At 65.7% G+C, this 23,308-nt stretch carries 25 protein-coding genes; 10 read left to right on the forward strand and 15 right to left on the reverse strand.

All coding sequences use genetic code 11. From position 1 onward, the window contains the following. Positions 1-63: 63 nt before the first annotated feature. The 5 genes from VFG17_RS04930 to hisG form a co-directional block, all read right to left on the reverse strand. Positions 64-2,181, reverse strand: a complete 2,118-nt coding sequence (locus tag VFG17_RS04930; protein ID WP_325028351.1) for a sodium-translocating pyrophosphatase — start codon at positions 2,179-2,181, stop codon at positions 64-66. Positions 2,182-2,362: 181 nt separating this feature from the next. Continuing rightward, on the reverse strand, positions 2,363-3,295 hold the full coding sequence (thiL, locus tag VFG17_RS04935; RefSeq protein ID WP_325028352.1) for a thiamine-phosphate kinase: 933 nt from the start codon (positions 3,293-3,295) through the stop codon (positions 2,363-2,365). A 173-nt stretch (positions 3,296-3,468) separates the two neighbouring features. Further along, positions 3,469-3,918 carry a transcription antitermination factor NusB gene (gene nusB / locus VFG17_RS04940; RefSeq protein WP_325028353.1) on the reverse strand — a complete coding sequence of 150 codons (450 nt, stop codon included), beginning with the start codon at positions 3,916-3,918 and terminating at the stop codon, positions 3,469-3,471. 10 nt (positions 3,919-3,928) lie between these two features. Next, positions 3,929-5,221 carry a histidinol dehydrogenase gene (gene hisD / locus VFG17_RS04945; RefSeq protein WP_325028354.1) on the reverse strand — a complete coding sequence of 431 codons (1,293 nt, stop codon included), beginning with the start codon at positions 5,219-5,221 and terminating at the stop codon, positions 3,929-3,931. Continuing rightward, the gene (gene hisG / locus VFG17_RS04950; RefSeq protein WP_325028355.1) at positions 5,208-5,876 is read right to left on the reverse strand and encodes an ATP phosphoribosyltransferase; all 669 of its coding nucleotides are present in this window, start codon (positions 5,874-5,876) and stop codon (positions 5,208-5,210) included. Before hisG ends, hisD begins: the two co-directional genes overlap by 14 nt. Positions 5,877-5,915: 39 nt before the next feature. Here hisG and VFG17_RS04955 point away from each other — a divergent pair, with 39 nt between their 5' ends. Beyond that, positions 5,916-6,995, forward strand: a complete 1,080-nt coding sequence (locus VFG17_RS04955) for a DUF2332 domain-containing protein (RefSeq protein WP_325028356.1) — start codon at positions 5,916-5,918, stop codon at positions 6,993-6,995. A 24-nt stretch (positions 6,996-7,019) separates the two neighbouring features. Here the strand turns inward: VFG17_RS04955 and VFG17_RS04960 are convergent, their stop codons facing one another. Together VFG17_RS04960 and VFG17_RS04965 are read right to left on the reverse strand one after the other, a co-directional pair. After that, positions 7,020-7,466 carry a DUF1465 family protein gene (locus tag VFG17_RS04960; protein ID WP_325028357.1) on the reverse strand — a complete coding sequence of 149 codons (447 nt, stop codon included), beginning with the start codon at positions 7,464-7,466 and terminating at the stop codon, positions 7,020-7,022. A gap of 111 nt (positions 7,467-7,577) precedes the next feature. Beyond that, a complete protein-coding gene (locus tag VFG17_RS04965; protein ID WP_325028358.1) occupies positions 7,578-7,775 on the reverse strand; it encodes a YdcH family protein in 198 nt (65 codons plus the stop codon). A gap of 123 nt (positions 7,776-7,898) precedes the next feature. Between VFG17_RS04965 and VFG17_RS04970 the strand changes: the two genes are divergently transcribed. Further along, positions 7,899-8,057: a DUF465 domain-containing protein gene (locus VFG17_RS04970; RefSeq protein ID WP_081933159.1), complete on the forward strand. Its 159-nt coding sequence runs from the start codon at positions 7,899-7,901 to the stop codon at positions 8,055-8,057. A gap of 42 nt (positions 8,058-8,099) precedes the next feature. Here VFG17_RS04970 and VFG17_RS04975 read toward each other — a convergent pair whose 3' ends face one another. The 3 genes from VFG17_RS04975 to VFG17_RS04985 form a co-directional block, all read right to left on the reverse strand. Continuing rightward, entirely contained in the window at positions 8,100-8,462 is a 363-nt protein-coding gene (locus tag VFG17_RS04975) for a PilZ domain-containing protein (protein ID WP_325028359.1), read from the reverse strand. Positions 8,463-8,570: 108 nt separating this feature from the next. Beyond that, positions 8,571-9,032: an RNA polymerase-binding protein DksA gene (dksA, locus tag VFG17_RS04980; protein ID WP_325028360.1), complete on the reverse strand. Its 462-nt coding sequence runs from the start codon at positions 9,030-9,032 to the stop codon at positions 8,571-8,573. Positions 9,033-9,748: 716 nt separating this feature from the next. After that, the gene (locus VFG17_RS04985; protein WP_325028361.1) at positions 9,749-10,573 is read right to left on the reverse strand and encodes a hypothetical protein; all 825 of its coding nucleotides are present in this window, start codon (positions 10,571-10,573) and stop codon (positions 9,749-9,751) included. Positions 10,574-10,726: 153 nt separating this feature from the next. On the opposite strand from VFG17_RS04985, the gene VFG17_RS04990 reads away from it, so the two are divergent. The 5 genes from VFG17_RS04990 to VFG17_RS05010 all read left to right on the forward strand — a co-directional run bounded on the left by VFG17_RS04990 (position 10,727) and on the right by VFG17_RS05010 (position 14,812). After that, a complete protein-coding gene (locus VFG17_RS04990; protein WP_325028362.1) occupies positions 10,727-11,071 on the forward strand; it encodes a metalloregulator ArsR/SmtB family transcription factor in 345 nt (114 codons plus the stop codon). After that, positions 11,068-11,526 (forward strand): SRPBCC domain-containing protein, encoded by a 459-nt coding sequence (locus VFG17_RS04995; RefSeq protein WP_325028363.1) that lies wholly within the window; start codon positions 11,068-11,070, stop codon positions 11,524-11,526. Before VFG17_RS04990 ends, VFG17_RS04995 begins: the two co-directional genes overlap by 4 nt. A 42-nt stretch (positions 11,527-11,568) precedes the next feature. Beyond that, positions 11,569-12,843, forward strand: a complete 1,275-nt coding sequence (gene serS, locus VFG17_RS05000; RefSeq protein WP_325028364.1) for a serine--tRNA ligase — start codon at positions 11,569-11,571, stop codon at positions 12,841-12,843. Between the two features lie 103 nt (positions 12,844-12,946). Beyond that, positions 12,947-13,711, forward strand: a complete 765-nt coding sequence (surE, locus tag VFG17_RS05005; protein WP_325028365.1) for a 5'/3'-nucleotidase SurE — start codon at positions 12,947-12,949, stop codon at positions 13,709-13,711. Positions 13,712-13,744: 33 nt separating this feature from the next. After that, complete coding sequence (locus VFG17_RS05010) at positions 13,745-14,812, forward strand: potassium channel family protein (RefSeq protein ID WP_325028366.1); 1,068 nt, start codon at positions 13,745-13,747, stop codon at positions 14,810-14,812. Between the two features lie 9 nt (positions 14,813-14,821). On the opposite strand, the gene VFG17_RS05015 is transcribed toward VFG17_RS05010, so the two are convergent. Further along, positions 14,822-15,151: a DUF423 domain-containing protein gene (locus tag VFG17_RS05015; RefSeq protein WP_325028367.1), complete on the reverse strand. Its 330-nt coding sequence runs from the start codon at positions 15,149-15,151 to the stop codon at positions 14,822-14,824. Positions 15,152-15,244: 93 nt separating this feature from the next. On the opposite strand from VFG17_RS05015, the gene rimO reads away from it, so the two are divergent. Together rimO and VFG17_RS05025 are read left to right on the forward strand one after the other, a co-directional pair. Beyond that, entirely contained in the window at positions 15,245-16,615 is a 1,371-nt protein-coding gene (rimO, locus tag VFG17_RS05020; RefSeq protein ID WP_325028368.1) for a 30S ribosomal protein S12 methylthiotransferase RimO, read from the forward strand. Between the two features lie 66 nt (positions 16,616-16,681). After that, the gene (locus tag VFG17_RS05025) at positions 16,682-18,154 is read left to right on the forward strand and encodes a DUF4403 family protein (protein WP_325028369.1); all 1,473 of its coding nucleotides are present in this window, start codon (positions 16,682-16,684) and stop codon (positions 18,152-18,154) included. On the opposite strand, the gene VFG17_RS05030 is transcribed toward VFG17_RS05025, so the two are convergent. Next, a complete protein-coding gene (locus VFG17_RS05030) occupies positions 18,155-19,168 on the reverse strand; it encodes an inorganic phosphate transporter (RefSeq protein ID WP_325028370.1) in 1,014 nt (337 codons plus the stop codon). A gap of 127 nt (positions 19,169-19,295) precedes the next feature. Beyond that, complete coding sequence (locus VFG17_RS05035) at positions 19,296-20,420, reverse strand: DUF47 family protein (RefSeq protein WP_325028371.1); 1,125 nt, start codon at positions 20,418-20,420, stop codon at positions 19,296-19,298. Positions 20,421-20,615: 195 nt separating this feature from the next. Here VFG17_RS05035 and VFG17_RS05040 point away from each other — a divergent pair, with 195 nt between their 5' ends. Beyond that, positions 20,616-22,154, forward strand: a complete 1,539-nt coding sequence (locus VFG17_RS05040) for an NAD(P)/FAD-dependent oxidoreductase (protein WP_325029078.1) — start codon at positions 20,616-20,618, stop codon at positions 22,152-22,154. A gap of 3 nt (positions 22,155-22,157) precedes the next feature. Here VFG17_RS05040 and VFG17_RS05045 read toward each other — a convergent pair whose 3' ends face one another. Further along, positions 22,158-22,340: a DUF3008 family protein gene (locus VFG17_RS05045; RefSeq protein ID WP_325028372.1), complete on the reverse strand. Its 183-nt coding sequence runs from the start codon at positions 22,338-22,340 to the stop codon at positions 22,158-22,160. A 23-nt stretch (positions 22,341-22,363) separates the two neighbouring features. Continuing rightward, positions 22,364-23,299 carry an SDR family oxidoreductase gene (locus VFG17_RS05050; RefSeq protein WP_325028373.1) on the reverse strand — a complete coding sequence of 312 codons (936 nt, stop codon included), beginning with the start codon at positions 23,297-23,299 and terminating at the stop codon, positions 22,364-22,366. Positions 23,300-23,308: the final 9 nt, after the last annotated feature.

The raw sequence follows: 23,308 nt of genomic DNA on the forward strand, positions 1-23,308 counted from the left end.
CAACCAAAAGCCCCGCCGGATCGCTCCGGCGGGGCCTTTGTTTGTCCGCAAGGACGGTGCAGCCTAGGCCGCGCCGTGCGCCAGCGCCGCGAGGAGCAGGATCGCCACGATGTTGGTGATCTTGATCATCGGATTCACGGCGGGTCCCGCGGTATCCTTGTACGGATCGCCGACGGTGTCACCGGTCACCGCGGCCTTATGGGCTTCGCTGCCCTTGCCGCCATGGTTGCCATCCTCGATATATTTCTTCGCATTGTCCCACGCGCCGCCGCCCGAGGTCATCGAGATGGCGACGAACAGCCCGCCGACGATCACGCCGAGTAGCAGCGCGCCCAGCGCTTCGAGCGCGGCCGCCGGACCGGCAACCGCGCGGATCACGAAGAACACCAGGATCGGCGCAAGCACCGGCAGCAGGCTGGGCACGATCATTTCCTTGATCGCCGCCTTGGTGACGAGGTCGACGGTTCGGGCATAGTCGGGGCGGCTGGTGCCGTCCATGATGCCCTTGTTGTTCGCGAACTGGTCGCGAACATCCTTCACCACGTCGCCCGCCGCGCGGCCGACCGCGGTCATGCCCATCGCACCGAACAGATACGGCAGGAGCGCGCCAAGCAGCAGCCCGACGATGACGTAGGGCGACGACAGCGAGAAGGTTAGCGGGGCGTCGAGCCCGAGCACCGCCGAATATTCGGTGATGTCGGCGGTGTAGGTGCCGAACAGCACCAGCGCCGCAAGGCCTGCCGAACCGATGGCATAGCCCTTGGTTACCGCCTTGGTCGTGTTGCCCACCGCGTCGAGCAGGTCGGTCTTTTCGCGCACGCTGTCGTCGAGGCCCGCCATTTCGGCGATGCCGCCGGCGTTGTCGGTGACGGGGCCATAGGCGTCGAGCGCGACGACCATGCCCGCGAGCGCGAGCATCGCGGTGGCGCCGAAGGCGATGCCGATGATGCCCGCGGTCTGATAGGCGACGATGATGCCGACGCAGATGACGAGCGTCGGCAGTGCGGTCGATTCAAGGCTGATGGCGAGGCCCTGGATCACATTGGTGCCATGGCCCGTTTCCGAAGCCTTGGCGATCGAACGAACCGGCCGATAGTTGGTGCCGGTATAATATTCGGTGATCCAGATGATCAGCCCGGTGATGACGAGACCGAGCAGCGAGCAATAGAAGAGGTCGCTACCGTTGAAGTCAGTGCCCGCGATATTGGTGTTCATGTCGCCGCCCAGCGCATAGCTGGTCGAGAACCAGATCGCCGGGATCGAGAGGACCGCCGTGACGAGGAAGCCCTTGTACATAGCGCCCATGACGTTCGTCCCGCTGCCGAGACGCACGAAGTAGGTGCCGATAATCGAGGTGACGATGCAGACGCCGCCCATCAGCAGCGGCAGCGTCATCAGCGGCAACAGCATGTCGCCGGTGCCCTTTAGCAGCAACGCGATCAGCACCATTGTCGCGCCGACCGTGACGACATAGGTTTCGAACAGGTCGGCCGCCATTCCCGCGCAGTCGCCGACATTGTCGCCGACGTTATCGGCAATCACCGCCGGGTTGCGCGGATCGTCCTCGGGAATTCCAGCCTCGACCTTGCCGACGAGGTCGGCGCCGACGTCGGCGGCCTTGGTGAAGATGCCGCCACCGAGGCGCGCGAAGATCGAGATCAGCGAGGCGCCGAACGCGAGCGCGACAAGCGCGTCGACGACGGTGCGATCCTCACCGCCGACGGTGAAACCGCCGGGGCCGATCAGATACCAGAAGAAGACCGAGATCGCGAGCAGCGCGAGGCCGGCCACGAGCATGCCGGTGATCGCGCCGGCGCGGAACGCCATGGTGAGGCCCGCCTGCAGCCCGGTCTGCGCCGCCGCCGCGGTGCGGACGTTGGCTTTCACCGAGATGTTCATGCCGACGAAGCCGGCGACGCCCGACAGGACGGCGCCGATCACGAAGCCGGTCGCCGAGATCGGGCCGAGGAACAGCCCGACCAGAATGGCGACGACGACGCCGACGATGGCGATGGTGCGATATTGGCGGCCCAGATAGGCCTTGGCGCCTTCCTGGATGGCGCCGGCGATTTCCTGCATCTTCTCATTACCCGCCGATGCACTGAGCACCTGCCGCGAGGTAATGAACCCATAGAGCACAGCCAAAAGGCCGCACGCTATCGCGATCAAAACCGGATTCATGCGTGTTGCTTCCTTCCCATGAGAAGGGCGACGCAGAAGATAGCAGTCGAGCACGTCCGACTTATTGATGCCGGTTCGCTCTCTCCCCTGATGCGACCGCCCCAAATTTGGACGCCGAGTTATGGGAAGAAAGAATGCGGCGCGCAACCCCGGTTATTCGGTGCTTTTGCGCGCTTTCGGATCAGTGCATGAAGCCCAGGTGCTCGGGCGGTGCGATGCGTTGGGCGCGGTGGGTCAGCATGATTCCCTCGCCGACGCCGGCGTGACCGAGCGGGGTCACCGCCACATTCAGCCCCGCCGCAACCTCGCGGATCGTCCCCGCCACGCCCGGATCGGCCGCGAACAGGAGCTGATAGTCGTCGCCCGCCGTCGCGGCCGCGAGCCTTGTGTCGAGTACGTCGGGCCGGACTGCGAGCAGCGCCGCCGAGAGCGGGATCGATTCGAGCATGATGCCGATCTCGCACCCGCTCGCCTCCGCCATGCGCTGCGCGTCGATCAGCAAGCCGTCGGACACGTCCATCATCGCATGGACATGATTGGCAACCGCCCGTCCGAACGCCAGTTGCGGCTGCGGCCGATTATAGGCTTCGAGGCAGGTCTCGTTCGGATCGACCTGCCCCAGCCGCATCGCAAGGCCGAGCCCCGCGTTGCCGATCGTGCCGGTGACCCAGATCTGGTCGCCGGGGCGAACACCGCTCCGCATCGGCGCGCCCGTCGCGGGAGCTTTGCCGATGGCGGTCAGCCCGAAGCTGCGCGGCGCGCCGGCGGGAATGCCGACCGTATCGCCGCCGAGCAGCGGCACCTCGTAACGGCGCAGCACTTCGCCCAGGCCGCGCACGAAGGCCGCGTCCCAATGTTCGTCGCCGGTCAGGCTGTAGCCGACCAGCACGCCGAGCGGCGCCGCGCCCTTCGCAGCGAGATCGGAGAGGTTGACCGCGACGAGCTTCCACGCGACATCCTGCGGCCGTTCGTCGGGAAGGAAATGAATGCCCTCGACGATCATGTCGTGGGTGAGGACGAGGTCGCCCAGCACGGCCGCATCGTCGGCAAGCCCGCGCGCGGCGGGGTCGGTCGCGATGGCGCGCAGGCGGGCGATGAAATCGGCTTCGCTCATACGGAAATCGTAGCGAATACCGTTGCGGTATAAAAGATACCGATCCTCTCTGTCGCGAAGCGATGGGGAGGTGGCAGCGCGAAGCGCTGACGGAGGGGCGATAACGCGGCCCCTCCACCATCCGCTTCGCGGACGGTCCCCCTCCCCACCGCTTCGCGGCAGAGAGGATTTAGTTATTTCGCCCGCACATCCTTGCCGATCGCATCGAGCAGGCCGTTCGCGAACCCCGCCTCGCGCGCGTCGAAGAAAGCCTTCGCGACATCGACATATTCGCTGACCACCGCGCCGATCGGGACATCGCCGCGCGCGATCAGCTCATAAGTCCCGGCCCGCAGGATCGCCTTCATCGTGCGGTCTAGCCGCTCCATCGACCAGCCGCTTGCAAGCCGCGCGACGATCGCGGCGTCGATCTCTTCGCTCCGCGCGAGCGTACCCTTTACGATATCGTCGAAAAAGGCGGTGTCGGCGTCGGCATATTCGGCGTCCTCGATCGTCGCGCCGATGCGGTGCTGGTGAAATTCGTGGATCAGCCTGGCGACCGGCGTCGCCTCCATCTCGTGCTGATAGAGCGCCTGGACGGCAGCGAGACGGGCGGCGGAGCGGGATTGGGCGCGTTTGTTCATCGTTCTTTTCTTAGCTGAGACGCTGGCTGACCGAAAGCGCATGCGCGGGAAGCCCCTCGGCGCCCGCAAGCGCGACCGCGGCGGGGCCGATCGCGGCGAGGCTCGCTTCGTCGAGCGCGAGGAAGCTGGTGCGCTTCATGAAGTCGGTGACCGACAGCCCGCTCGAAAAACGCGCGCGGCGGCCGGTCGGCAGCACATGGTTGGGGCCGGCGACATAATCGCCGATGGCTTCGGGGGTCTGGCGGCCGAGGAAGACCGAGCCCGCATGACGCACCTTGGCAAAGAGCGCGTCGGCCTCGGCGGCATCGACCGCGAGTTCGAGATGTTCGGGTGCGAGCCGGTCGCAGAGCGGGATCGCGTCGGCGAGGCGCGGCACGACGATCACGGCGCCATTGTCGGCCCAACTCGCCTGCATCGTCGGCGCCGTCGACAGCGTCGGAATGACATGCGCAACCGCCGCGGCCACCGCATCGGCGAAATCGCCGTCGTCGGTGAACAGGATCGACTGGCTGGTCGGGTCATGCTCGGCCTGGCTGAGCAGGTCGGCCGCAATGATGGGCGGTTCGTTCTTCGCGTCGGCGACGACGACAATCTCGCTCGGCCCCGCGACCATGTCGATCCCGACGACACCGTAAAGCTGGCGCTTCGCCTCCGCGACCCACGCATTGCCCGGACCGGTGACGACATCGACCGGCGCGATGCGGGCCGTGCCGTAGGCGAGCGCCGCGACCGCCTGCGCGCCGCCGACGCGCCAGATCTCGTCGACCCCGCCGATATGCGCCGCCGCCATCACCACCGGATTGGTCTCGCCGCCCGGGGTCGGGGTCATCATCACGATCCGTTCGACCCCCGCGACCTTGGCGGGGATGATGTTCATCAGCACCGACGAGGGATAGGCCGCGCGCCCGCCGGGCACATAGACTCCCGCGGCATCGACCCCGCGCCAGCGCGCGCCGAGGCGGGCGCCGGTGCTGTCACGATAGTCGCGGTCTTCGGGAAGCTGCGCCGCGTGATAGGCGCGGATGCGGTCGGCGGCGAGGTTCAACGCATCGCGGAGCTCGGGCGCCAGCGCATCATAGGCCGCGGCGCATTCCTCTTTCGAGATGCTCCACCCGCTCGCATCGAGATCGAAGCGGTCGAATTTTGCCGTATAATCGGCGAGCGCCGTATCGCCCTCGGCCTTCACCCGCGCGATGATCGCCGCGACGTCGGCCGAGACGTCGGACGCGCTCTCGCGCCGATCATTGACCAGCGTGTCGAACTCGGCCGCAAAGCCGGGCGCGGAAGCGTCAAGCCGCCGCATCGCCAACCGCCTGCCGGAATTTCTCGACCAGCGCCGGCACTTCGGCCGAACGCAGCTTGAACGCGGCGCGGTTGACGATCAGCCGCGCCGACACCTCGCTGATGACCGTCTGCTCGGCGAGCGCATTTTCGACGAGCGTGCGCCCGGTCGAGACGAGGTCGACGATGTGCGAGGCAAGCCCGAGCTTCGGTGCGATTTCCATCGCACCATTGAGCTTGATGCATTCGGCCTGGATACCCTGCGCCTCGAACCAGCGGCGCGTCGTGCCGGGATATTTGGTCGCGACGCGGATGTGGCTTTCGCCCCCAAGTTCATTGGCGCCCGGCGGCGCGCTGCCCTCCGGTCCGGCGAGCGACAGCCGGCAATGGCCGATGCCGAGGTCGACGGGCGCGTAAAGTTCGCTGTAGTCGAATTCGTCGACGACGTCCGAACCGACGATGCCGAGTTGCGCCGCGCCGTGCGCGACGAAGGTCGCGACGTCGAATGCGCGCACGCGGATCAGCGAGATATGCGGCTGGTTGGTCCCGAACACCAGCGCGCGGCTCTTCTTGTCGAAGAAATCCGCCGCGGGCTCGATGCCGACGCGGGCAAGCAGCGGCAGCGCCTCGTCGAGAATGCGTCCCTTGGGGATGGCAAAGATGATCGGTTCGGGCATAAGCGCGCCAGCCCATAAGCGGCGACGGGAGAAAGGGCAATGAGCGAGCGCTATCAACAGGTCGACATGGCGCAGACCGGTCCGCGCGCCGTGCGCACCGCCTTTTCGAACCAGATCGCCTATTGCCGTGCCAACGATGCCCGCGTCACCGCGCGCGTCGTCGCCGCGCTCGCCACACTGCTCGATAAACCGGAAAGCGAATTCGCACGCCGCATCGCCGGCTGGGGCGGCGCGCCGCTCGCCGATGCCCTGCCGCTGCGCGCCGCGGGCGGCATCCATGCGCTTCACCTGTCGGGGACGGCGCACGAACTCGCGCCCATCTACGCCGATGCCGAGGATATCAACGACAATGCGGTCATCGCGGGAGTCGTGGCGCGGCACGAAGCGGCGCTGCTGCCCTGGCTCGACGGCCCGCCGCAGACCAATGAGGCGGGGCGTTCGTCGAACTTCATCGCCGCGATGCTGTGGCTGGCCGATCAGGGCCTGCCCCCGCGTTTCGACTGCCTCGAGATCGGCTCGAGCGCGGGAATCAACCTGATGATCGACCGCTATCATTATGACCTTGGCGGAGTGCATGTCGGTCCGCAGCCGGGCGCGATGACCTTTACCCCCGAATGGCGCGGCCGCCATCCCCCGATGCACGCCATCGAGATCGCGAGCCCCAAGGGCTGCGACGTCGCGCCGGTCGATCTGACCGACGCCGCGCAGGCATTGCGGCTCAAGGCCTATATCTGGCCCGAGCATGAAATCCGCTTCGCGCGCATCGAGGCCGCGATCGCCGAGGCGCATGAGGCAAAGCCGAATCTGGTGCGCGCCAACGCCGCCGATTTCGTCGAGGCCGAACTCGCGAAGCCGCAGGCCGCGGGCACGACCCGTCTGCTGATGCACTCGATCGTCTGGCAATATGTCCCCGCCGACCAGCAGGCGCGCGTCACCGCCGCGATGGAGGCGGCGGCCGCGCGGGCGACCGCCGAGCGTCCTCTGGCGTGGGTCGCGCTGGAGGCGAACCGGACGGTGCACCATCATGAGTTGGTGGTGCGCTATTGGCCGGGTGGAGAGACGCCAAAGAAGCTGGCGCACGCGCATGCGCATGGCGCGTGGGTGGAGTGGCTGGGGTAGGCCGATACCTTCCGCCCTATGCGATCAAAGCCGCGCTTCCAGCCGCGCGAGCAGCGCCTGCACCGGCGTAACCGCCGGCGCTGCCCAGCCCGCCTCAAGCACCGCGACCCGCTCGAACAGCCGCTCGCTCGCGGCGATGATCCGCCGGATCGACGCGTCGAACCCTTCGCAGACATTCCAGTCGGCAGCGACCGGCGCCCCGATCCGCGCCGCGCTGTCGTTCGGCCCGGCGCCCGGATCGCCCGCGAACATCGCGCGGCGGTGAAGCAGCCAGGCGATGACGTGCATCAGCCGCGTCGTCGTCTTCAGCGATTCGCAGGCGAGACCGATCTGCGCCGCGGCATTGCCGCGAACGCTGCCGAGGTCGCGCTGCGCGGCAAAGGCCGCATGCGCCTCGTCGGCGAGCAGCATCGCCTCGACATAGAGATTTTCGACCTGCGCACGCTGCACCGGCACATCGATCGCCATCATGTTTATGTCCCCGCCGACCATGACCGAAGCGATGCCACGCAACGCGCCGGGTCCGCAATCGCGGTAACCATCATTTGCCGTGGCTGTCCCGTTTTGATTCAGACGGTTGGTTCAGGCGATGATCTCGGGCAGCAGCTGATCCTCACACCATGCGATCTCGTCGCGCAGCTTGAGCTTGCGCTTTTTCAGTCGCGCGATCTGCAACTGGTCGGTCGTCGTCCCTTCGCCGAGCGCGATGATCGCGGCGTCGAGGTCGCGATGCTCGATGCGAAGCAGTTCCAGGCGCTGGGTAATTTCCTCGGGGCTCACACGGCCTCCCTGCCACGTTCACCATTGGTCCGCAACGGGGACCGGCTGAGCGAATCGTCACGACATCGGGGCGGTTTCATGTTTTACTTCGCCTTGCCCATCGAGTCGAAAAGGAGAATGCCAATGAGCACGTCGCACCTTTCCACCCTGAAGTCCCGCCACGCGGACCTCGATGCGAAAATTGCGAATGAAGAGCGCCGTCCCGCCCCCGATACCGGAGTCGTCGCGCAGCTCAAGAAGCAGAAACTGAAACTCAAGGAAGAGATGCTCGCGATCGGCTGATCGCTAGCGCTATCGCCCCGCTGATGCAGCCCTACAGGGCCATCAGCGCCGGCGGTAGAGGGGGCCCTTCTCAAGGCCCGTGCGCCGCAGATGCGGCGGCAAATCGGACTGCGAAACCACCTTACGACGAACCGCCTGCGGATCGATCGCGCGGTCGAAGGCGATACCGAACTTGCCTTCACCGACCCAGATCACGCGCCCCGCGACCGACCCGACGTTGCGCAGGTCGACCTCGACCGCCGCCCCTTGCGCGACCGTCACCTTCGCTTCTGCGAGCATGCCGCCGGGCGACAGGTTGCGCACGCGCACGGTGACGGACCCGCCGCCGGGCAGCGCCAACTGCGCCTGCATGAACAGGCTGTCGCGATCGGCACCGCGCGACAGTGCCGCGACTTCCTCGTCCACCGATGTCGGTCTTTGCGAATCCATTTGCGCCCCGTTTCTTTCGTATCGAGGCGTGGAATCTAGGGTCCAGCGGTTGCCGAATCGTAAATGGGCGCGGGCGCCCCGCGATCAATCTTCGCGTGAAATCCGTTCGTTACGCTCGTGGCGCTCCTGCGCCTCCAGCGTCATCGTCGCGATCGGTCGCGCCTGCAACCGCGCAAGCGAGATCGGCTCGCCGGTCACCGCGCAATAGCCATATTCGCCCTCTTCGATGCGACGGATCGCCGAATCGATCTTGGCGATCAACTTCCGCTGACGATCGCGCGTGCGGAGCTCGATCGCCCAGTCGGTCTCGCTCGACGCGCGGTCGGCGAGGTCGGGTTCGCGCAGCGGGCCATCCTGAAGATGTGCGAGCGTCGATTCCGATTCGGACAGGATCGATTTTTTCCAGGCCAGGAGCAGACCGCGGAAATAATCCTGCTGTCGGTCATTCATGAACTCTTCGTCGTCGCTGGGGACATAATCCGAATCGAGATTGGATTTGGCTTCGCGAAGCGCGTCTGCGCCAACATCGGCAATCTTGGTCGGCATGAGGGGCTCTCGCGTCCTTTCCTGTCACCCGGCGGGCCGCAAGCGGCTCGGGGAGTGGCGCGCCTATACCCAGCCACCGGCCGCGACACAAGCGCCGAAGCTGCCGATAGCGGCCGGGCGTGAAGCGGCGATGAACCGTCCGCACCTTGAGGGCGATTCCGATGCCCCGTCCGGTCGCATCGACCTCCGCAAGGAGACGGCAATTTAGGTCCGAAGGTTAACCAATCGCATAGAATTGCTGCATAATCCGTTCTGTTTTGGGACATATATGGCGTTTTTTGTTGATTCCGCGGTCCTTTTCCCGCTCTCGGACAGGCAAACGCGGTTAACAGAATTGCCGCGTTCACAAAGCTTTGCCCTTTTGGGTTATAGCGAAGGTGAATGGGGGGTGTCGGTCGATGGCGCTTCGCACCTGCAATGGGAAAGAAAGAGAAGCCTATGTCTGTCCGAATGGCTCTTGCGAAGCTTTGCGCGTGCACCTGTGGCGGGGCGATCATCGGTAGCGGCGCGATGCAGATCACGGACGTTCCAAAAGCGCGGGCGCAGGTCCAGTCTTGCTCGCCGTGCGTCGCCAAGAAAAAGGTCGTGCGCAAACGCCACGCGGCGCGCAAGCCGGTGAAGCGCGTCCGCCGCGTGGTCACGACGAAGAAGGTGATCCGCACCGCGACCCCGCAGACGCAGGTGGTGACGCAGACGATTCCCCTGCCCCCGATCCCCTACGCGCCCTTCCCGCAATCGGGCTGGGAAGGCGGCGGCGGCAGCGGCGGCGGCGTGACGGTCGTCGGAGGCGGCTTTGGCGGCGGGTTCGGCGGCGGCTTCTTTGGCGGTTTCTTCGGCGGCAGCTCGGGCGGCGGCAGCAGCGGCAGCATCGTCGTTACCTCGACGACGACGGGAGGCGTGTCGACCTCGTCCAGCACCTCGTCGGGGGTCTCGACCTCGACGGGCAGCGTTTCGACCTCGACCGGCGGCGTGTCGACTTCCACCGGCGGCGTGTCGACATCGACCGGCAGCGTCAGCACCTCCTCGGGCAACGTCTCGACCTCGACGGGCAGCGTCAGCACCTCGACTTCGTCGGGCAATGTGTCGACCTCGACGGGCAGCGTCAGCACATCCTCGTCGAGCAGCAGTTCGTCGTCGAGTTCCTCTTCGTCGTCCTCATCCTCCTCGTCGAGCTCCTCTTCGTCGGGCGGCTCGTCAAAGGGCAGCTCGGGCTGGGGCGGCTCATCGCACGGCACGTCGGGGGGGTCGGGCGGTTCGGGCAGCAGCTCGTCGTCGAGCAGTTCCTCGTCGTCCTCCTCGTCGAGCAGCAGCACGTCGAGCGGCGCGACCGGCGGCAGCAGCAGCTTCGGCTCGACCGGCAGCACCAGTTCCTCGTCTTCTTCGTCGAGCAGCAGTTCGTCGTCGAGCTCCTCGTCGAGCTCGGGCGGCAGCACCAGCAGCTCGTCGGGCGATCCGACCCCTGTTCCTGCGCCGCCGATGATGCTATTGTTCGGTGCAGCAGCAGCCGCGCTTGTCGCGCGCCGCCGCGCGGCGAATCGCAACGACGACGACGCTAACGCGGCTTGAGAGATCCACTGGCGGTCAGGGGGGCTATCCCGGACCACCGAACTAAGGGCTGCCCCCTCGGGGCGGCCCTTTTTTGGGCCTACGCAAATCAGTTTGCCAAATAGAGAACCATCTCTATAGTTCACCATATGGCGAACCAACAAACAGCCCTCGATACCGTTTTCCATGCGCTTGCCGACCCGACGCGCCGCGCCGTCGTCAGCCGGCTGCTCAAAGGCGCCGCCCCGGTAAAGCGGCTGTCCGAACCGTTCGAGATGGGCCTTCCGGCCTTCATGAAACATCTCTCCGTTCTTGAGGCGTCGGGGCTGATCCGCACCGAAAAGCAGGGCCGCGTCCGCACCTGCCGCGTCGATGCCGCGCGGCTCGCGGCGGCCGAGGGCTGGCTCGCGGAGCAACGCGCCATCTGGCAGGGACGCGCCGACCGCCTCGCCGCTTTCGTCGAATCGCAAAATCCTTCGGAGGAAAAATCATGAGCAAAAGCGAACTCACCATCGCGCGCCACATCACCGCGCCGCCGTCGGCCGTGTGGGACGCGTGGAGCGACCCGGCAAAGCTGGCGCAATGGTGGATACCGGCGCCGATCGAATGCCGCGTCGACAAGCTCGACCTGTGCCCCGGCGGTGGTTTCGTGACGCGGATGCGCGAGGGCGACGGCGATTTCGGGCCGCATGTCGACGGCTGTTTCCTCGAAGCGGTGCCGAACGAACGCCTCGTCTTTACGACGGTGCTGACCGAAGGTTGGCAGCCCGTCGATCCGTGGCTCGCGTTGACCGCGATCCTGACCTTCGAGGCGAAGGACGGCGGCACGCTCTATTCCGCCCGCGTGCTGCACAAGACGCCCGAAGACAGCGCGAAGCACGAAGAAATGGGTTTTTACGAAGGCTGGCGCACGGCGATCGGCCAACTCGCGGCGATGCTGGAGCGGTAAGACGGGCTTGCACCGCGCGGGCGGCAACGCCATAGCGCCGCCATGCACGATATCCGCCTGATCCGAGATGACCCGCAAGCCTTCGACGCCGGCCTCGCGCGCCGCGGTCTCGAACCCTTGTCCGCCGAGATTCTTGCCGCCGACGCATCGCTCCGTGCGCTCCAGACCGAGATCCAGGCCGCGCTCGCGCGCCGCAACGAGGCGTCGAAGCTGATCGGCCAGGCGATGGCCGGGGGCGACAAGGACAAGGCCGAGGCGCTGAAGGCCGAAGTCGCCGAATTGAAGACCGCGCTTCCCGCGAAAGAAGAGGCCGAGCGCGAGCAGCTCGCCGCGCTGCAGGACAGACTCGCCGCGCTGCCCAATCTGCCCGCCGCCGACGTTCCCGATGGCGAGGACGAGGAGAGCAATGTCGAAATATCGCGCTGGGGCACGCCGCGCAGCTTCGATTTCGCGCCGCAGGAACATGCCGATTTCGCCCCCGCGCTCGGCCTCGATTTCGAGACCGCGGCGAAGATGTCGGGCGCGCGCTTCGCCTTCCTGAAAGGCCAGATGGCGCGGCTCGAACGCGCGCTCGGCCAGTTCATGATCGACCGGCAGACGAACGAGGCGGGCTATACCGAATGCGCAACCCCGCTGATGGTGCGCGACGAGGCGGCGTTCGGCACGACGCAGCTCCCGAAGTTCCGCGAGGATCTGTTCCAGACCACCGACGGCCGCTGGCTGATCTCGACCTCCGAAATGAGCCTCACCAACGCGGTGCGCGAGGAAATCCTGCCCGAGGCCGACCTACCGGTCCGCATGACCGCCCTCACCCCCTGCTTCCGCTCCGAGGCGGGATCGGCGGGACGCGACACGCGCGGCTATATTCGTCAGCATCAGTTCTGGAAGGTCGAACTCGTCTCGATCGTCCGCCCCGAGGACAGCGACGCGGAACTCGAACGCAAGACGCGCGCCGCCGAGGAAATCCTCGAGGCGCTCGAACTGCCGTATCGCAAGATGCTGCTGTGCAGCGGCGACATGGGCTTCGCGGCACGCAAGACCTACGACCTCGAAGTGTGGCTGCCAGGGCAGGACAGCTACCGCGAGATTTCGAGCTGCTCGAACTGCGGCGATTTCCAGGCGCGCCGCATGAATACGCGCTTCCGCCGCGAGGACGTGAAGGGCAACGAGTTCGTCCATACCCTCAACGGCTCGGGTCTTGCGGTCGGCCGGACGCTCGTTGCGATCCTCGAAAATTATCAGCAGGCCGACGGCAGCGTCGATATTCCGGAGGCGTTGCTGCCCTATATGGGCGGGATCACCCGCCTGACCCCCTAAACCCGTTTGTGCTGAGCTTGTCGAAGCACCGTCCTTCTCTTGCTTGAAGAAAAGAACGGCCCCTTCGACAAGCTCAGGGGAACGGGAATCAAAGGATAATATTGTGCGCATCCTCCTCACCAACGACGACGGCTATCACGCGCCCGGCATGGCGGTGCTCGAAGCGATCGCGCGCCAGCTTTCGGACGATATCTGGGTCTGCGCGCCCGCCGAGGAACAGTCGGGCGCGGGCCACTCGCTCACCCTCTCGCGCCCGGTGCGCATCCGCGAACATGACGAACGGCGCTGGTCGTGCAGCGGCACCCCGACCGATTCGGTAATGATGGCGATCGGCAAGCTGATGCCCGAAAAGCCCGACCTGATCCTGTCCGGCGTCAATCGCGGCGCGAACCTCGGCGACGACGTCACCTATTCGGGCACCGTATCGGCGGCGATCGAGGGCGCGCTGGCGGGTATTCCGGCGATCGCGCTCAGCCAGGTTTATGCGCGCGAGGGCATGGGCGACAGCGTGCCGTTCGAGGCGGCCGAAGTCTGGGGCGCAAAGGTTCTGCGCCCGCTGCTCGATTTCGACATGGCGCCGCGCACGCTGATCAATGTCAACTTCCCCGCGATTCCCGCGGCGGAGGTCAAGGGCATTCGCGTTACAAGGCAGGGTTTCCACGATTACGGCCGCGGTTCGATCGTCGAGGGCACGGACCCGCGCGGCTATCGCTATTACTGGTTCGGCCTCCACGGCATCGAACACAGCCTCGGCCACGACAGCGATCTCGAGGCGATCGACGACCTGTATATTTCGGTCACGCCGCTCCAGCTCGACCTGACCCACGACGCCTCGCTCGCCGCGCTGCGCGGCGCTTATGGCGGCTAGCGTTACGCGCGCCGCTTTGGCACAAGGGCCGCGATGAGCAAGCGCCCCGCGTCCAAGCTGAAGCTCCAGCACCGGTTCCAGCCGCTCCGCCGCATGAGCCGATGGCCGATCTGGGCCGACGTCATCACGCGCCTCGGCGTGGCCTTTCTGCTCATCGCCATCGTCGTGCTCGTCCACTGGATCGATCGCGCCGGGCTCAAGGACAGCCACGACGGCCAGATCAGCTTTCTCGACGTCGTCTATTTCACGATGATCTCGGTCACCACCACCGGATTCGGCGACATCACCCCGGTATCCGACCGCTCGCGATTGATCGAGGCGGTGATCGTCACCCCGATCCGCATCGCGGTGCTCTTCATCTTCATCGGCACCGCCTATCAGTTCGCGATCAAGCAAATATGGGAAAAATGGCGTATGGCCCGCATCCAGGAAAAGCTCACCGACCATATCGTCGTCCTCGGCTTCGGCGTCAGCGGCAGCGAGGCGGTTCGCGAACTGATCGCGCGCGGCACCGACCCCGCGTGCATCGTCGTGATCGACAGCAACCGCGGCCGCGTCAACGCCGCCGAGGCGATGGGCTGCAACGTGCTCGAAGGCGACGCATCGAGCGACGAGACGCTGATCGACGTCCGGATCGCGCAGGCACAGTCGGTGCTCGTCTCGGCGGGCCGCGACGACACGTCGATCCTGATGGTCCTCACCGTCCGCCACCTCGCGCCGCGCGTGCCGATCAGCGTCGTCATCCGGACCCAGGACAATGAGTTGCTCGCGCGGCAGGCGGGCGCGAACAACGTCATCAACCCGGTCAGCTTCACCGGCCTGCTGCTCGCGGGATCGGCGCAGGGTGCGCATGTCGCCGACTATATGGCCGACCTCGCGAGCGTCGGCGGGCGTGTTCAGCTCCGCGAGCGCCCCGTCGCCGCCGAGGAAGTCGGCCGCAGCATCGACACGCTTGCCAGCGCCGGCCGCGGCCTGCGCATCTATCGCGGCGGCAAACCCTATGGCTTTTGGGAAGACGAGGCGCAGAGCCTCCAGCACGGCGACCTGATCGTCGAGGTCATCCGCTGCGAGGAAGCCGAAGCGAGCGTGCCGGGCGGCTGACCGCAGCGGCTAGCCCCGCCAGTAGAGCCAGCCGGCCCAGAGCCAGCCGATGATCAGCAAGCCGCCGCCGATCGGCGTCACCGCGCCGAGCCAGCGCGGCGCCCCCAGCGCCATCGCATAGAGGGTAATCGCAAAGATCGCCGCGCCGCCGAGCAGCATGATCGCCGGTCCGCGCGCGAACCCCATGATAGCGAGCGCCGCGACCGCATGGACCAGTTGATAGACGCCGCCGGTGCGCAGCCACTCGGCCTCCTGCGGCCCCGAAGCGCCATGCGCGCCGAACGCGCCCGCCGCGACCGCCATCGCCGCCGAAATCGCCGCAAATGCACCGATCGCCATATGCTCTGCCCTTTCATCTCGAACCGCGCCGTCCATGCCCGCGTGCGCGGCGCGTGACAAGGGCCACGAAATCGACTATGGGCGCCGCCAATCATGACAGTCAAAACGCTCCCCACCCAGCCGAAGGTCGGCATGGTTTCGCTCGGCTGCCCCAAGGCGCTCGTCGACAGCGAACGGATTCTGACCAAGCTCCGCGCCGACGGTTACGGCTTGTCGCCCGACTATGCGGGCGCCGACGTCGTGCTGGTCAACACCTGCGGCTTCCTCGATTCGGCGAAGGAAGAAAGCCTCGAGGCGATCGGCGAAGCGATGGCAGAGAACGGCCGCGTCATCGTCACCGGCTGCATGGGCAACGAGGCCGAAGTCATCCGCGCGCGTTTCCCCAAGGTGCTCGCAGTCACCGGCGCGCATCAATATGAGCAGGTGGTCGACGCGGTCCACGACGCCGCGCCGCCGACGCAGGGCCCCTTCATCGATCTGGTACCCGAAGGCGGGCTGAAGCTGACCCCGCGGCACTATAGCTATCTGAAGATTTCCGAAGGCTGCAACCACAGCTGCTCCTTCTGCATCATCCCCGATCTTCGTGGCAAACTCGTCAGCCGCCGCATCGACGCGGTGCTGCGCGAGGCCGAAAAGCTTGTCGCGGCGGGGACGAAAGAGCTGCTGGTCATCAGCCAGGACACCTCGGCTTACGGCGTCGACATCCGCCACGATCCGCGCCAATGGCACGGCCGCGAAGTGCGCGCGCACATGACCGACCTCGCGCGCGAACTCGGCCAGCTTCGCACCAGCGAAGGCAACGCCCCATGGGTGCGCCTCCACTATGTCTATCCCTATCCGCACGTCGACGCGGTCATCCCGCTGATGGCCGAAGGGCTGCTGACGCCCTATCTGGACATCCCCTTCCAGCACGCGGCGCCGAGCGTGCTCAAGCGGATGAAGCGCCCCGCGAACGAGGCGAAGGTGCTCGAGCGCCTGAAGGCGTGGCGCGCGATCGCCCCCGACATCTCGATCCGGTCGAGCTTTGTCGTCGGCTTCCCCGGCGAGACCGAGGCCGATTTCCAGTATCTCCTCGACTGGCTCGACGAAGCGCAGCTCGACCGCGTCGGCGCCTTCCGCTTCGAACCCGTCGCGGGCGCGCAGGCGAACGCGCTCGACGATCCGGTGCCCGAAGAGGTCAAGGAAGAGCGCTACCAGCGCATCATGGCCAAGACCGCCGCGATCAGCGCCGCGAAGCTCGAAGCCAAGATCGGCCGCACGCTTCCCGTGATCATCGACGAAGTCGGCGAGGCCGATGAAGACGGCAGCATCGGCGCGACGGGCCGCAGCCAAGCCGACGCACCCGAAATCGACGGCCATGTCTATCTCCGCGACGTCGCGGCGGCGCTCAAGCCCGGCGACATCGTCGACGTCGTCATCGAAGATGCCGACGAGCATGATCTGTTCGGGGCGACCGCCGGCTAACGGATAATATTGGAACGGCTTTACTTGTTCGATGTTACCTATGCGACATCGAACAGGGGCCGCACCATGCATGCCAAGGCGTTTGCCGCACTGCTATTGATCGGGTCGCTCACCGGCTGCGACCGCGAGACAGCGGTCGAACCGCCGCCCCGCGCGACCGATAAAGCCCCCTCCCCGAAGCAGACATCGCTGATCGCGGTGCCGATCGACGCCAGCACCGCGTCGCTCAGGCAGGCGCTCGAACGCGCTGTGCCGAAGACGCTATGGACGATCAACCAGCGCGAGCCCGCGTGCGTCAAACCGCAGCGGGTCAAGCTCTTCGGGAAGAAGGTCAAGGTCACGCCGCCGATCGCCTGCACGATCGTCGGACAGGTAACGCGCGGGGCCCTGCGGCTGCGCGGCGAAGGCAAGGAGTTCGTGGTCGACGTGCCGCTCCATGCCCGGATCAGCGCGCGCGACGTCGGCGGGGTGCTGAAGGGCGAGACCGCGACCGGCGCGGCGATGGCGCATGCGCGCGTCCGCATCGACCTGACCCCCGACTGGCGCATGCAGGGCAAGGCGCGAATCACCTATGGGTGGACCAAGGCGCCGGGGATCGATTTCCTTGGGCGTCGCATCATTTTCACCGACGAAGCCGACGCGAAGCTCAAACCCGTGGTGGCGAGCGTCGAGCGCGAAGTGAATCGCGAGGTCGCGAAAATCGATATTCGCAAACAGGCGGCCGAGATCTGGCGGCAGACCTTTACCTCGCTCGAACTCAACCGCGAAAACCCGCCGGTGTGGATGCGCGTCACGCCGCAGCGCATTCTCTATGGCGGCTACCGGCTCGACGGGCAGCGGATCAACCTCAATCTCGGACTCGAGGCCATCACCGAAAGCTTTGTTTCGGGACGCCCGGCCGATCCCGCGCCGACGCCGCTCCCCCGCCTCGTGCGCGAAACGCCGAAACCACATTTCGACGTGCGCGTGCCCGTGATCGCCGACTATGCGCAGTTGCAGCCGGTCGTCGACCGCGCGCTCGCCAAGCGGGCGGCGCGGCCTTTCGTGCTGCCGAAAGTCGGTCCGATGATGGTCGAATTCGGCAAGTCGACGATCTATGGCGCGCCCGGCGGACGGATCGCGGTCGGCGTCGACGTCGATGCAAAGCTGGAAGCGCGGACCGGCGCGCCGACGCGCGGCCGCATCTGGATGACCGCGATTCCCGTCAACGAGCCGGGTTCGGCCGAGGTTCGCCTCACCGGCCTCGTGATCAACGGCGACACCGACGGGGTCGGCGGCGACCTGCTCATCCTGCTCGGCCGCAGCCCCGAATTCGCGCCGCTGATCGCCGCGGCGCTGACGCAGAACTTCACGCACGATCTGGAAGAGGTGCAGGGAAAGATCAAACGCGCGGTCGATCAGCGCCGCGAGGGCGCCTTCGTCATTCGCACGCGCGTCGACCGCTTCGAAACCGGCGCGATCAAGGCCTATGGCAACGGGCTGTACCTGCCGGTGCGGATGGTCGGCGGCGCGAGCGTCGATTACCGTCCGGCGAAATGATCAGAAAAGGCGCGTGATCGCATAGAAAACCGCGGCCACCGCCGCGCTTGCGGGAATGGTGATGAACCACGCCGCGACGACATTACCCGCGACGCCCCAGCGCACCGCGCTCGCGCGGCGCGCGACGCCCGCGCCGATGATGCTGCCGGTGATCGTGTGCGTCGTCGACACCGGAATGCCGAGCAAGCTCGCGGTGAACACCATGATCGAACCGCCGGTCGAGGCGGCGAAACCCTGATGATGCGACAGCTTGGTGATGCGGCCGCCCATCGTTTCGATGATCTTCCACCCGCCCGACAGCGTGCCCAATGCGATCGCCACATAGCAGCTGAACGCCACCCAGTGCGGGATGTGGAACTCCCCGCCCAGATAGCCGGTCGAATAGAGGAGCACGGTGATGATCCCCATCGTCTTTTGCGCATCGTTGAGCCCGTGGCTGATCGAATAGGCGGCCGAAGACAGAAGGTGGAGACGGCGGAAGGTCTTTTCCGCGAAACTGGCGGTCGACCGCCTTAGCGCCCAGCTGCTGACGAGCATCACCAGCATGGCGAGGAGCATGCCGAGCAGCGGCGAAAGGAAGATCGCGATGACGGTCTTGTTGAGCCCCGTCCACTCGATGCCCTCGAACCCCGCATGCGCGACGCCCGCGCCGACGATGCCGCCGACGAGCGCGTGGCTCGACGAGGAGGGGATGCCCTTCAGCCAGGTCACGACGTTCCAGAACATCGCGCCGACGAGCGCGCCGAACACGACGGCGGGCGTCACCAGATCCTTGTCGATGATCCCCTTGCCGATCGTCTCGGCGACCTTGTGCAGCTCCGGAAAGATGATCGACAGGAAATAAGCGGCGAAGTTGAAGAAGGCGGCGAACAGCACCGCCTGCACCGGCCGCAAGAGCCGCGTCGCGACGACGGTCGCGATGCTGTTCGCGGCGTCGTGCAGGCCGTTCAGAAAGTCGAACGCCAGCGCAAGGATGACGAGGCCGACAAGAAGGGGGAAAGCGAGTTCGTGCATAGTTAGTCTTTGTTTCCGGCTGCGCCGGAACGCGCCGCGCCGGCCCGCTCCCCCACCCAGCCTCCGATTTCAGGATAGGCTGTTGGGAGGCTGGGTGGGGGAGCGGGCTGGTGCGGCGCCATCGACATCACGCGTGGTCGATGACCAAGCCGTCGATTTCGTTCGCAACATCCTCGAAACTGTCGGTGACGCGTTCGAGATGACGGTAGAGTTCGCGCCCGATCAGGAAACGGACGCTATTCGACTGCCCATGCTCCTTGAAGAGGCGTTTGAGGCCCGCAGCGTGGATTTCGTCGGCATGACCTTCCATCCGCACGAGCCGTTCGGTCAGCTCATGAAGGCGCACGGCATTGGCCGAAATGTTGCGGAGCAGCGGCAGTGCTTCCGCCGTCAGCCGCGCGGCGTCGACGATGATGCCGGCGATGTCGCGCATTTCGGGCTCGAACTCGGTGACATCGTAGAGGTCGACGGCGCCCGCGGTCTTCTGCATCTCGTCGATCGCATCGTCCATCGAGGCGATGAGGTCGGTGATCGCGCTGCGATCGAACGGTGTCAGGAAGGTACGACGGACGGTCTGCAGCACTTCGCGGGTGATCGCGTCGGCGTCATGCTCGCGCTCGATGATTTCCTGGACATGGTCGGCCATGCCCTCGCCGCCCTGCAGCATCCGCGACAGCGCGTTGGCGCCGGCGACGAGCGTCGCGGCGTGGCTTTCGAACAATTCGAAGAAATTTCCCTGTCGCGGCAGCAAACGCTGAAACCATGCGAACATCCGGCTTACCCCTGTCCTGTCACTTATATTCTGGACCACGTCGCGCGGCTGCGCGACGGCGCGGAAACCGCCGTCGCCGAACGACCGGATCAGCGCCTGCAGATCGGTCTCGTCGACCGCCGATGCCGCATCGCGGAACGAGAACCATTTGCGTTCCCGCTCGTCCATTTCCTTCCATTCGTCGAGTTCATTGGTCACCGCGAGCGGAAAGACCTCGACATTATACATGATCGACGCGCCGTTCGCCCGGCGCTTACGATATTCATAGCTGCCGATCGGCGTCGGGCAGACCGCGCCAATGACGCCCGCCTCTTCCTCGGCCTCGACCGCGGCGGCGGCGTGGCGCGTCATCCCGTTCAGCGGATTGCCCTTCGGCACCACCCAGCGCTTCGTCTCGCGCGAGGTGATGAGCAGGATTTCGGTTGGACCATCCTGCGCGGGGCCACCGAATCGATAGGGAAGGACCGCGATCTGACGCATTTAGATCAATCCTTTCCTGTAGTTGATACGGCGCGATGCCAAAATGATGACAATTGGGTTTCGCCCCTATGACAATAATGTGACAGCCACAAGGGACGGCGCCTCCCGCTCCCCTACTTTCAGGCCTGTCAATTCGATTGCAAAATGCAACGCGGTGCGTAAGCTGCCACCCAAAAGCAGACGGGAGACGAGATGATGGCAGGCACGGCGACGATGGAACGCCCCGTGGACGCAAAGGCTGCACCGGTCGATCAGGATGTGCTGATCGTCGGCGCCGGCATTTCGGGCATCGGCATGGCCGTGCATCTGCAGATGAATTGCCCCGACCGCAGCTTCGCGCTCGTCGAACGCCGCGAACAGCTTGGCGGCACCTGGGATCTCTTCCGCTATCCCGGCATCCGTTCGGACAGCGACATGCACACCCTCGGCTTCATCTTCGAGCCGTGGAAGCATGAAAAGTCGATCGCCGACGGCCCGGCGATCCTCGAATATCTCAACCGCATCGTCGACGAGCGCCATATCCGCGAGCGCATCCGCTTCGACCGCAAGGTGATCGGCGCCGATTGGGACAGCGCCGCCGCGCGCTGGACGGTGACGATGGAAGACGGCAAGGGCGCGACCTCGACGACGACGGCGCGCTGGCTCTACCTCGGGTCGGGCTATTACGACTATGACGAGCCCTTCGACGCGCAGTTCGCGGGGCGCGAGGATTTCCAGGGTCAGATCATCCACCCCCAATTCTGGCCGAAGGATCTCGATTACCAAGGCAAGAAGGTCGTCGTGATCGGGTCGGGGGCGACCGCGGTGACGATCGTCCCCTCGATGAAGGGCGCGGCGCACGTCACGATGCTCCAGCGCACGCCGACCTGGTATTTCATCCGCCCCGCCAAGGACGGCTTTGCCAACTTCCTGCGCAAATTCCTGCCCGAAAAGCTCGCCTACAAGATCACGCGCTTCAAGAATGTCCGGCTGCAGGACATCGCCTTCCGCCGCGCGCGCGAAAAGCCCGAAAAGGTCAAGGAGTTCCTGACCAAGAAGCTGAAGGCGAGCCTCGGCGATCATTATGACGCCGAGGCGTTCACCCCACCCTACAACCCTTGGGAACAGCGGCTGTGCCTCGTCCCCGACGCCGATTTTTTCGAAGCGATGAAGGCGGGCGAGGCATCGGTCGTGACCGATCATATCGAGAAGTTCGACGCGGCGGGTATCCAGCTCAAGTCGGGCAAGCACCTCGATGCCGACATCATCATCACCGCGACGGGCCTGAAGCTTGCCGTCGCGGGCAAAATTCCGGTGCGGGTCGACGGCGCGCCCGTCGATTGGCACGATCATTATTATTACAAGGCGTGCATGTTCTCGAACGTCCCGAATTTCTCGGCGGTGTTCGGCTATCTGAACGCGAGTTGGACGCTGCGCGCCGACATCGTGTCAGAATATGTCTGCCGCGTGCTCAACCATATGCGCGATACCGGAACGACGGTCGCGACCCCCGCCCTCGCCGATCCGGCAAGCCTCGAAGAGGAAAATGTCTTCGACTTCTCGTCGGGCTATATCCAGCGTTCGCTGCACATCATGCCCAAGAGCACGGCCACGCTGCCGTGGCGGCTCAGCCAGAATTATGTGCAGGACCGCATCGACATGCGCACCGGCGCGATTGCCGATGGCGTGCTGACCTTCAGCAACGCCAACGCAAAGGTGGCGGCTGCTCCCGCGGAGCTCGAAGCCGCCGAATAATCGCTAGTCGGCGTGCTCGGGCTTGCCCTTGGTCGAGCCCTTGGCGAAATCCTCGAGCTGTTTTTCGGTCATACTGTCGGCCATCTGCTTCGACGCGCCCTTGAGTTTCGATTTGGGCGTATCGCCGCGCTTGGCGCTCAATGCGGCGCCGGCGGCTTTCTGCTGGGCTTTCGATTTGGCTGGCATGGTGTTTCTCCTTGCCCGCCCCGCTAACCATTAACGATCGTGCCGCCGTTGGGATGCAGCACCTGACCCGACATATAGCTGCTGTCGTCGCAGGCGAGGAACAGGAAGCAGGGCGCGACCTCATTGGGTTCGCCCGGCCGTTTCATCGGCGTGCTCTCGCCAAAGGTGGCGACCTTTTCGGCCGGCGCACCGCCGCGCGGGTTGAGCGGGGTCCAGATCGGGCCGGGCGCGACGCCGTTCACGCGAATGCCCTTTTCGATCAGATTTTCGCTCAAGGAACGGGTGAAGGCGGTGATCGCGCCCTTGGTGGCGCTGTAGTCGAGCAACCCCTTCGACCCCTGATACATCGTCACGCTGGTGCAATTGACGATCGCCGCGCCCTTCCTGAGGTGCGGCAGCGCCGCCTGCACGAGATAGAACATGCCGAAGATATTGGTCGCGAAGGTCTGTTGCAGCTGATCCTCGCTGATGTCGCGGATATCCGCCGCCGGATGCTGTTCGCCCGCGTTGTTGACGAGGATGTCGAGACGGCCGAGTTTTTCGACCGTCTGCGCGACGATCTTCTCGCCCGCCTTCGGCTTGCCGACGTCGGCCTTGATCGCGATCGCGCGGCGCCCCTCGGCCTCGATGATCGCGGCGGTTTCGACGGCATCGGCCCGATTCTCGAGATAGACGACCGCGATGTCGGCGCCCTCACGCGCAAAGAGCGCGCAAACCGCGCGGCCGATACCGCTGTCGCCGCCCGTCACGATCGCCACCTTGCCTTCGAGGCGGCCCGACCCCGCATAGCGCGGCTGCCATTTCGGCGCGCGATCGAGGTCGGCTTCGCGGTCGGACGGCGGCTTGGCGATCGTCTTGCCGCCCCCCACTTCGCTGCGCAGCTTGGCCGCCGCGCTGCGCTTGCCCTTCTTTTCCTTCGCGCTTTCGCCGACCTTGCCGGCTTTGGGCAGCTTCGCCATGACCTGTCC

This window comes from Sphingopyxis sp., assembly GCF_035686825.1.
Lineage (GTDB): Bacteria > Pseudomonadota > Alphaproteobacteria > Sphingomonadales > Sphingomonadaceae > Sphingopyxis.

Coding starts and splice junctions, on each gene's coding strand:
- VFG17_RS05030 (WP_325028370.1), bottom strand. CDS start 19,168: ATGCACGAACTCGCTTTCCCCCTTCTTGTCGGCCTCGTCATCCTTGCG.
- VFG17_RS04970 (WP_081933159.1), top strand. CDS start 7,899: ATGAGCACGTCGCACCTTTCCACCCTGAAGTCCCGCCACGCGGACCTC.
- VFG17_RS04995 (WP_325028363.1), top strand. CDS start 11,068: ATGAGCAAAAGCGAACTCACCATCGCGCGCCACATCACCGCGCCGCCG.
- VFG17_RS05050 (WP_325028373.1), bottom strand. CDS start 23,299: ATGGCGAAGCTGCCCAAAGCCGGCAAGGTCGGCGAAAGCGCGAAGGAA.
- VFG17_RS05025 (WP_325028369.1), top strand. CDS start 16,682: ATGCATGCCAAGGCGTTTGCCGCACTGCTATTGATCGGGTCGCTCACC.
- serS (WP_325028364.1), top strand. CDS start 11,569: ATGCACGATATCCGCCTGATCCGAGATGACCCGCAAGCCTTCGACGCC.
- VFG17_RS04930 (WP_325028351.1), bottom strand. CDS start 2,181: ATGAATCCGGTTTTGATCGCGATAGCGTGCGGCCTTTTGGCTGTGCTC.
- thiL (WP_325028352.1), bottom strand. CDS start 3,295: ATGAGCGAAGCCGATTTCATCGCCCGCCTGCGCGCCATCGCGACCGAC.
- VFG17_RS04955 (WP_325028356.1), top strand. CDS start 5,916: ATGAGCGAGCGCTATCAACAGGTCGACATGGCGCAGACCGGTCCGCGC.
- hisG (WP_325028355.1), bottom strand. CDS start 5,876: ATGCCCGAACCGATCATCTTTGCCATCCCCAAGGGACGCATTCTCGAC.
- dksA (WP_325028360.1), bottom strand. CDS start 9,032: ATGCCGACCAAGATTGCCGATGTTGGCGCAGACGCGCTTCGCGAAGCC.
- VFG17_RS04990 (WP_325028362.1), top strand. CDS start 10,727: ATGGCGAACCAACAAACAGCCCTCGATACCGTTTTCCATGCGCTTGCC.
- VFG17_RS05015 (WP_325028367.1), bottom strand. CDS start 15,151: ATGGCGATCGGTGCATTTGCGGCGATTTCGGCGGCGATGGCGGTCGCG.
- rimO (WP_325028368.1), top strand. CDS start 15,245: ATGACAGTCAAAACGCTCCCCACCCAGCCGAAGGTCGGCATGGTTTCG.
- VFG17_RS05040 (WP_325029078.1), top strand. CDS start 20,616: ATGGCAGGCACGGCGACGATGGAACGCCCCGTGGACGCAAAGGCTGCA.
- VFG17_RS05035 (WP_325028371.1), bottom strand. CDS start 20,420: ATGCGTCAGATCGCGGTCCTTCCCTATCGATTCGGTGGCCCCGCGCAG.
- nusB (WP_325028353.1), bottom strand. CDS start 3,918: ATGAACAAACGCGCCCAATCCCGCTCCGCCGCCCGTCTCGCTGCCGTC.
- VFG17_RS04960 (WP_325028357.1), bottom strand. CDS start 7,466: ATGATGGCGATCGATGTGCCGGTGCAGCGTGCGCAGGTCGAAAATCTC.
- hisD (WP_325028354.1), bottom strand. CDS start 5,221: ATGCGGCGGCTTGACGCTTCCGCGCCCGGCTTTGCGGCCGAGTTCGAC.
- VFG17_RS05010 (WP_325028366.1), top strand. CDS start 13,745: ATGAGCAAGCGCCCCGCGTCCAAGCTGAAGCTCCAGCACCGGTTCCAG.
- VFG17_RS05045 (WP_325028372.1), bottom strand. CDS start 22,340: ATGCCAGCCAAATCGAAAGCCCAGCAGAAAGCCGCCGGCGCCGCATTG.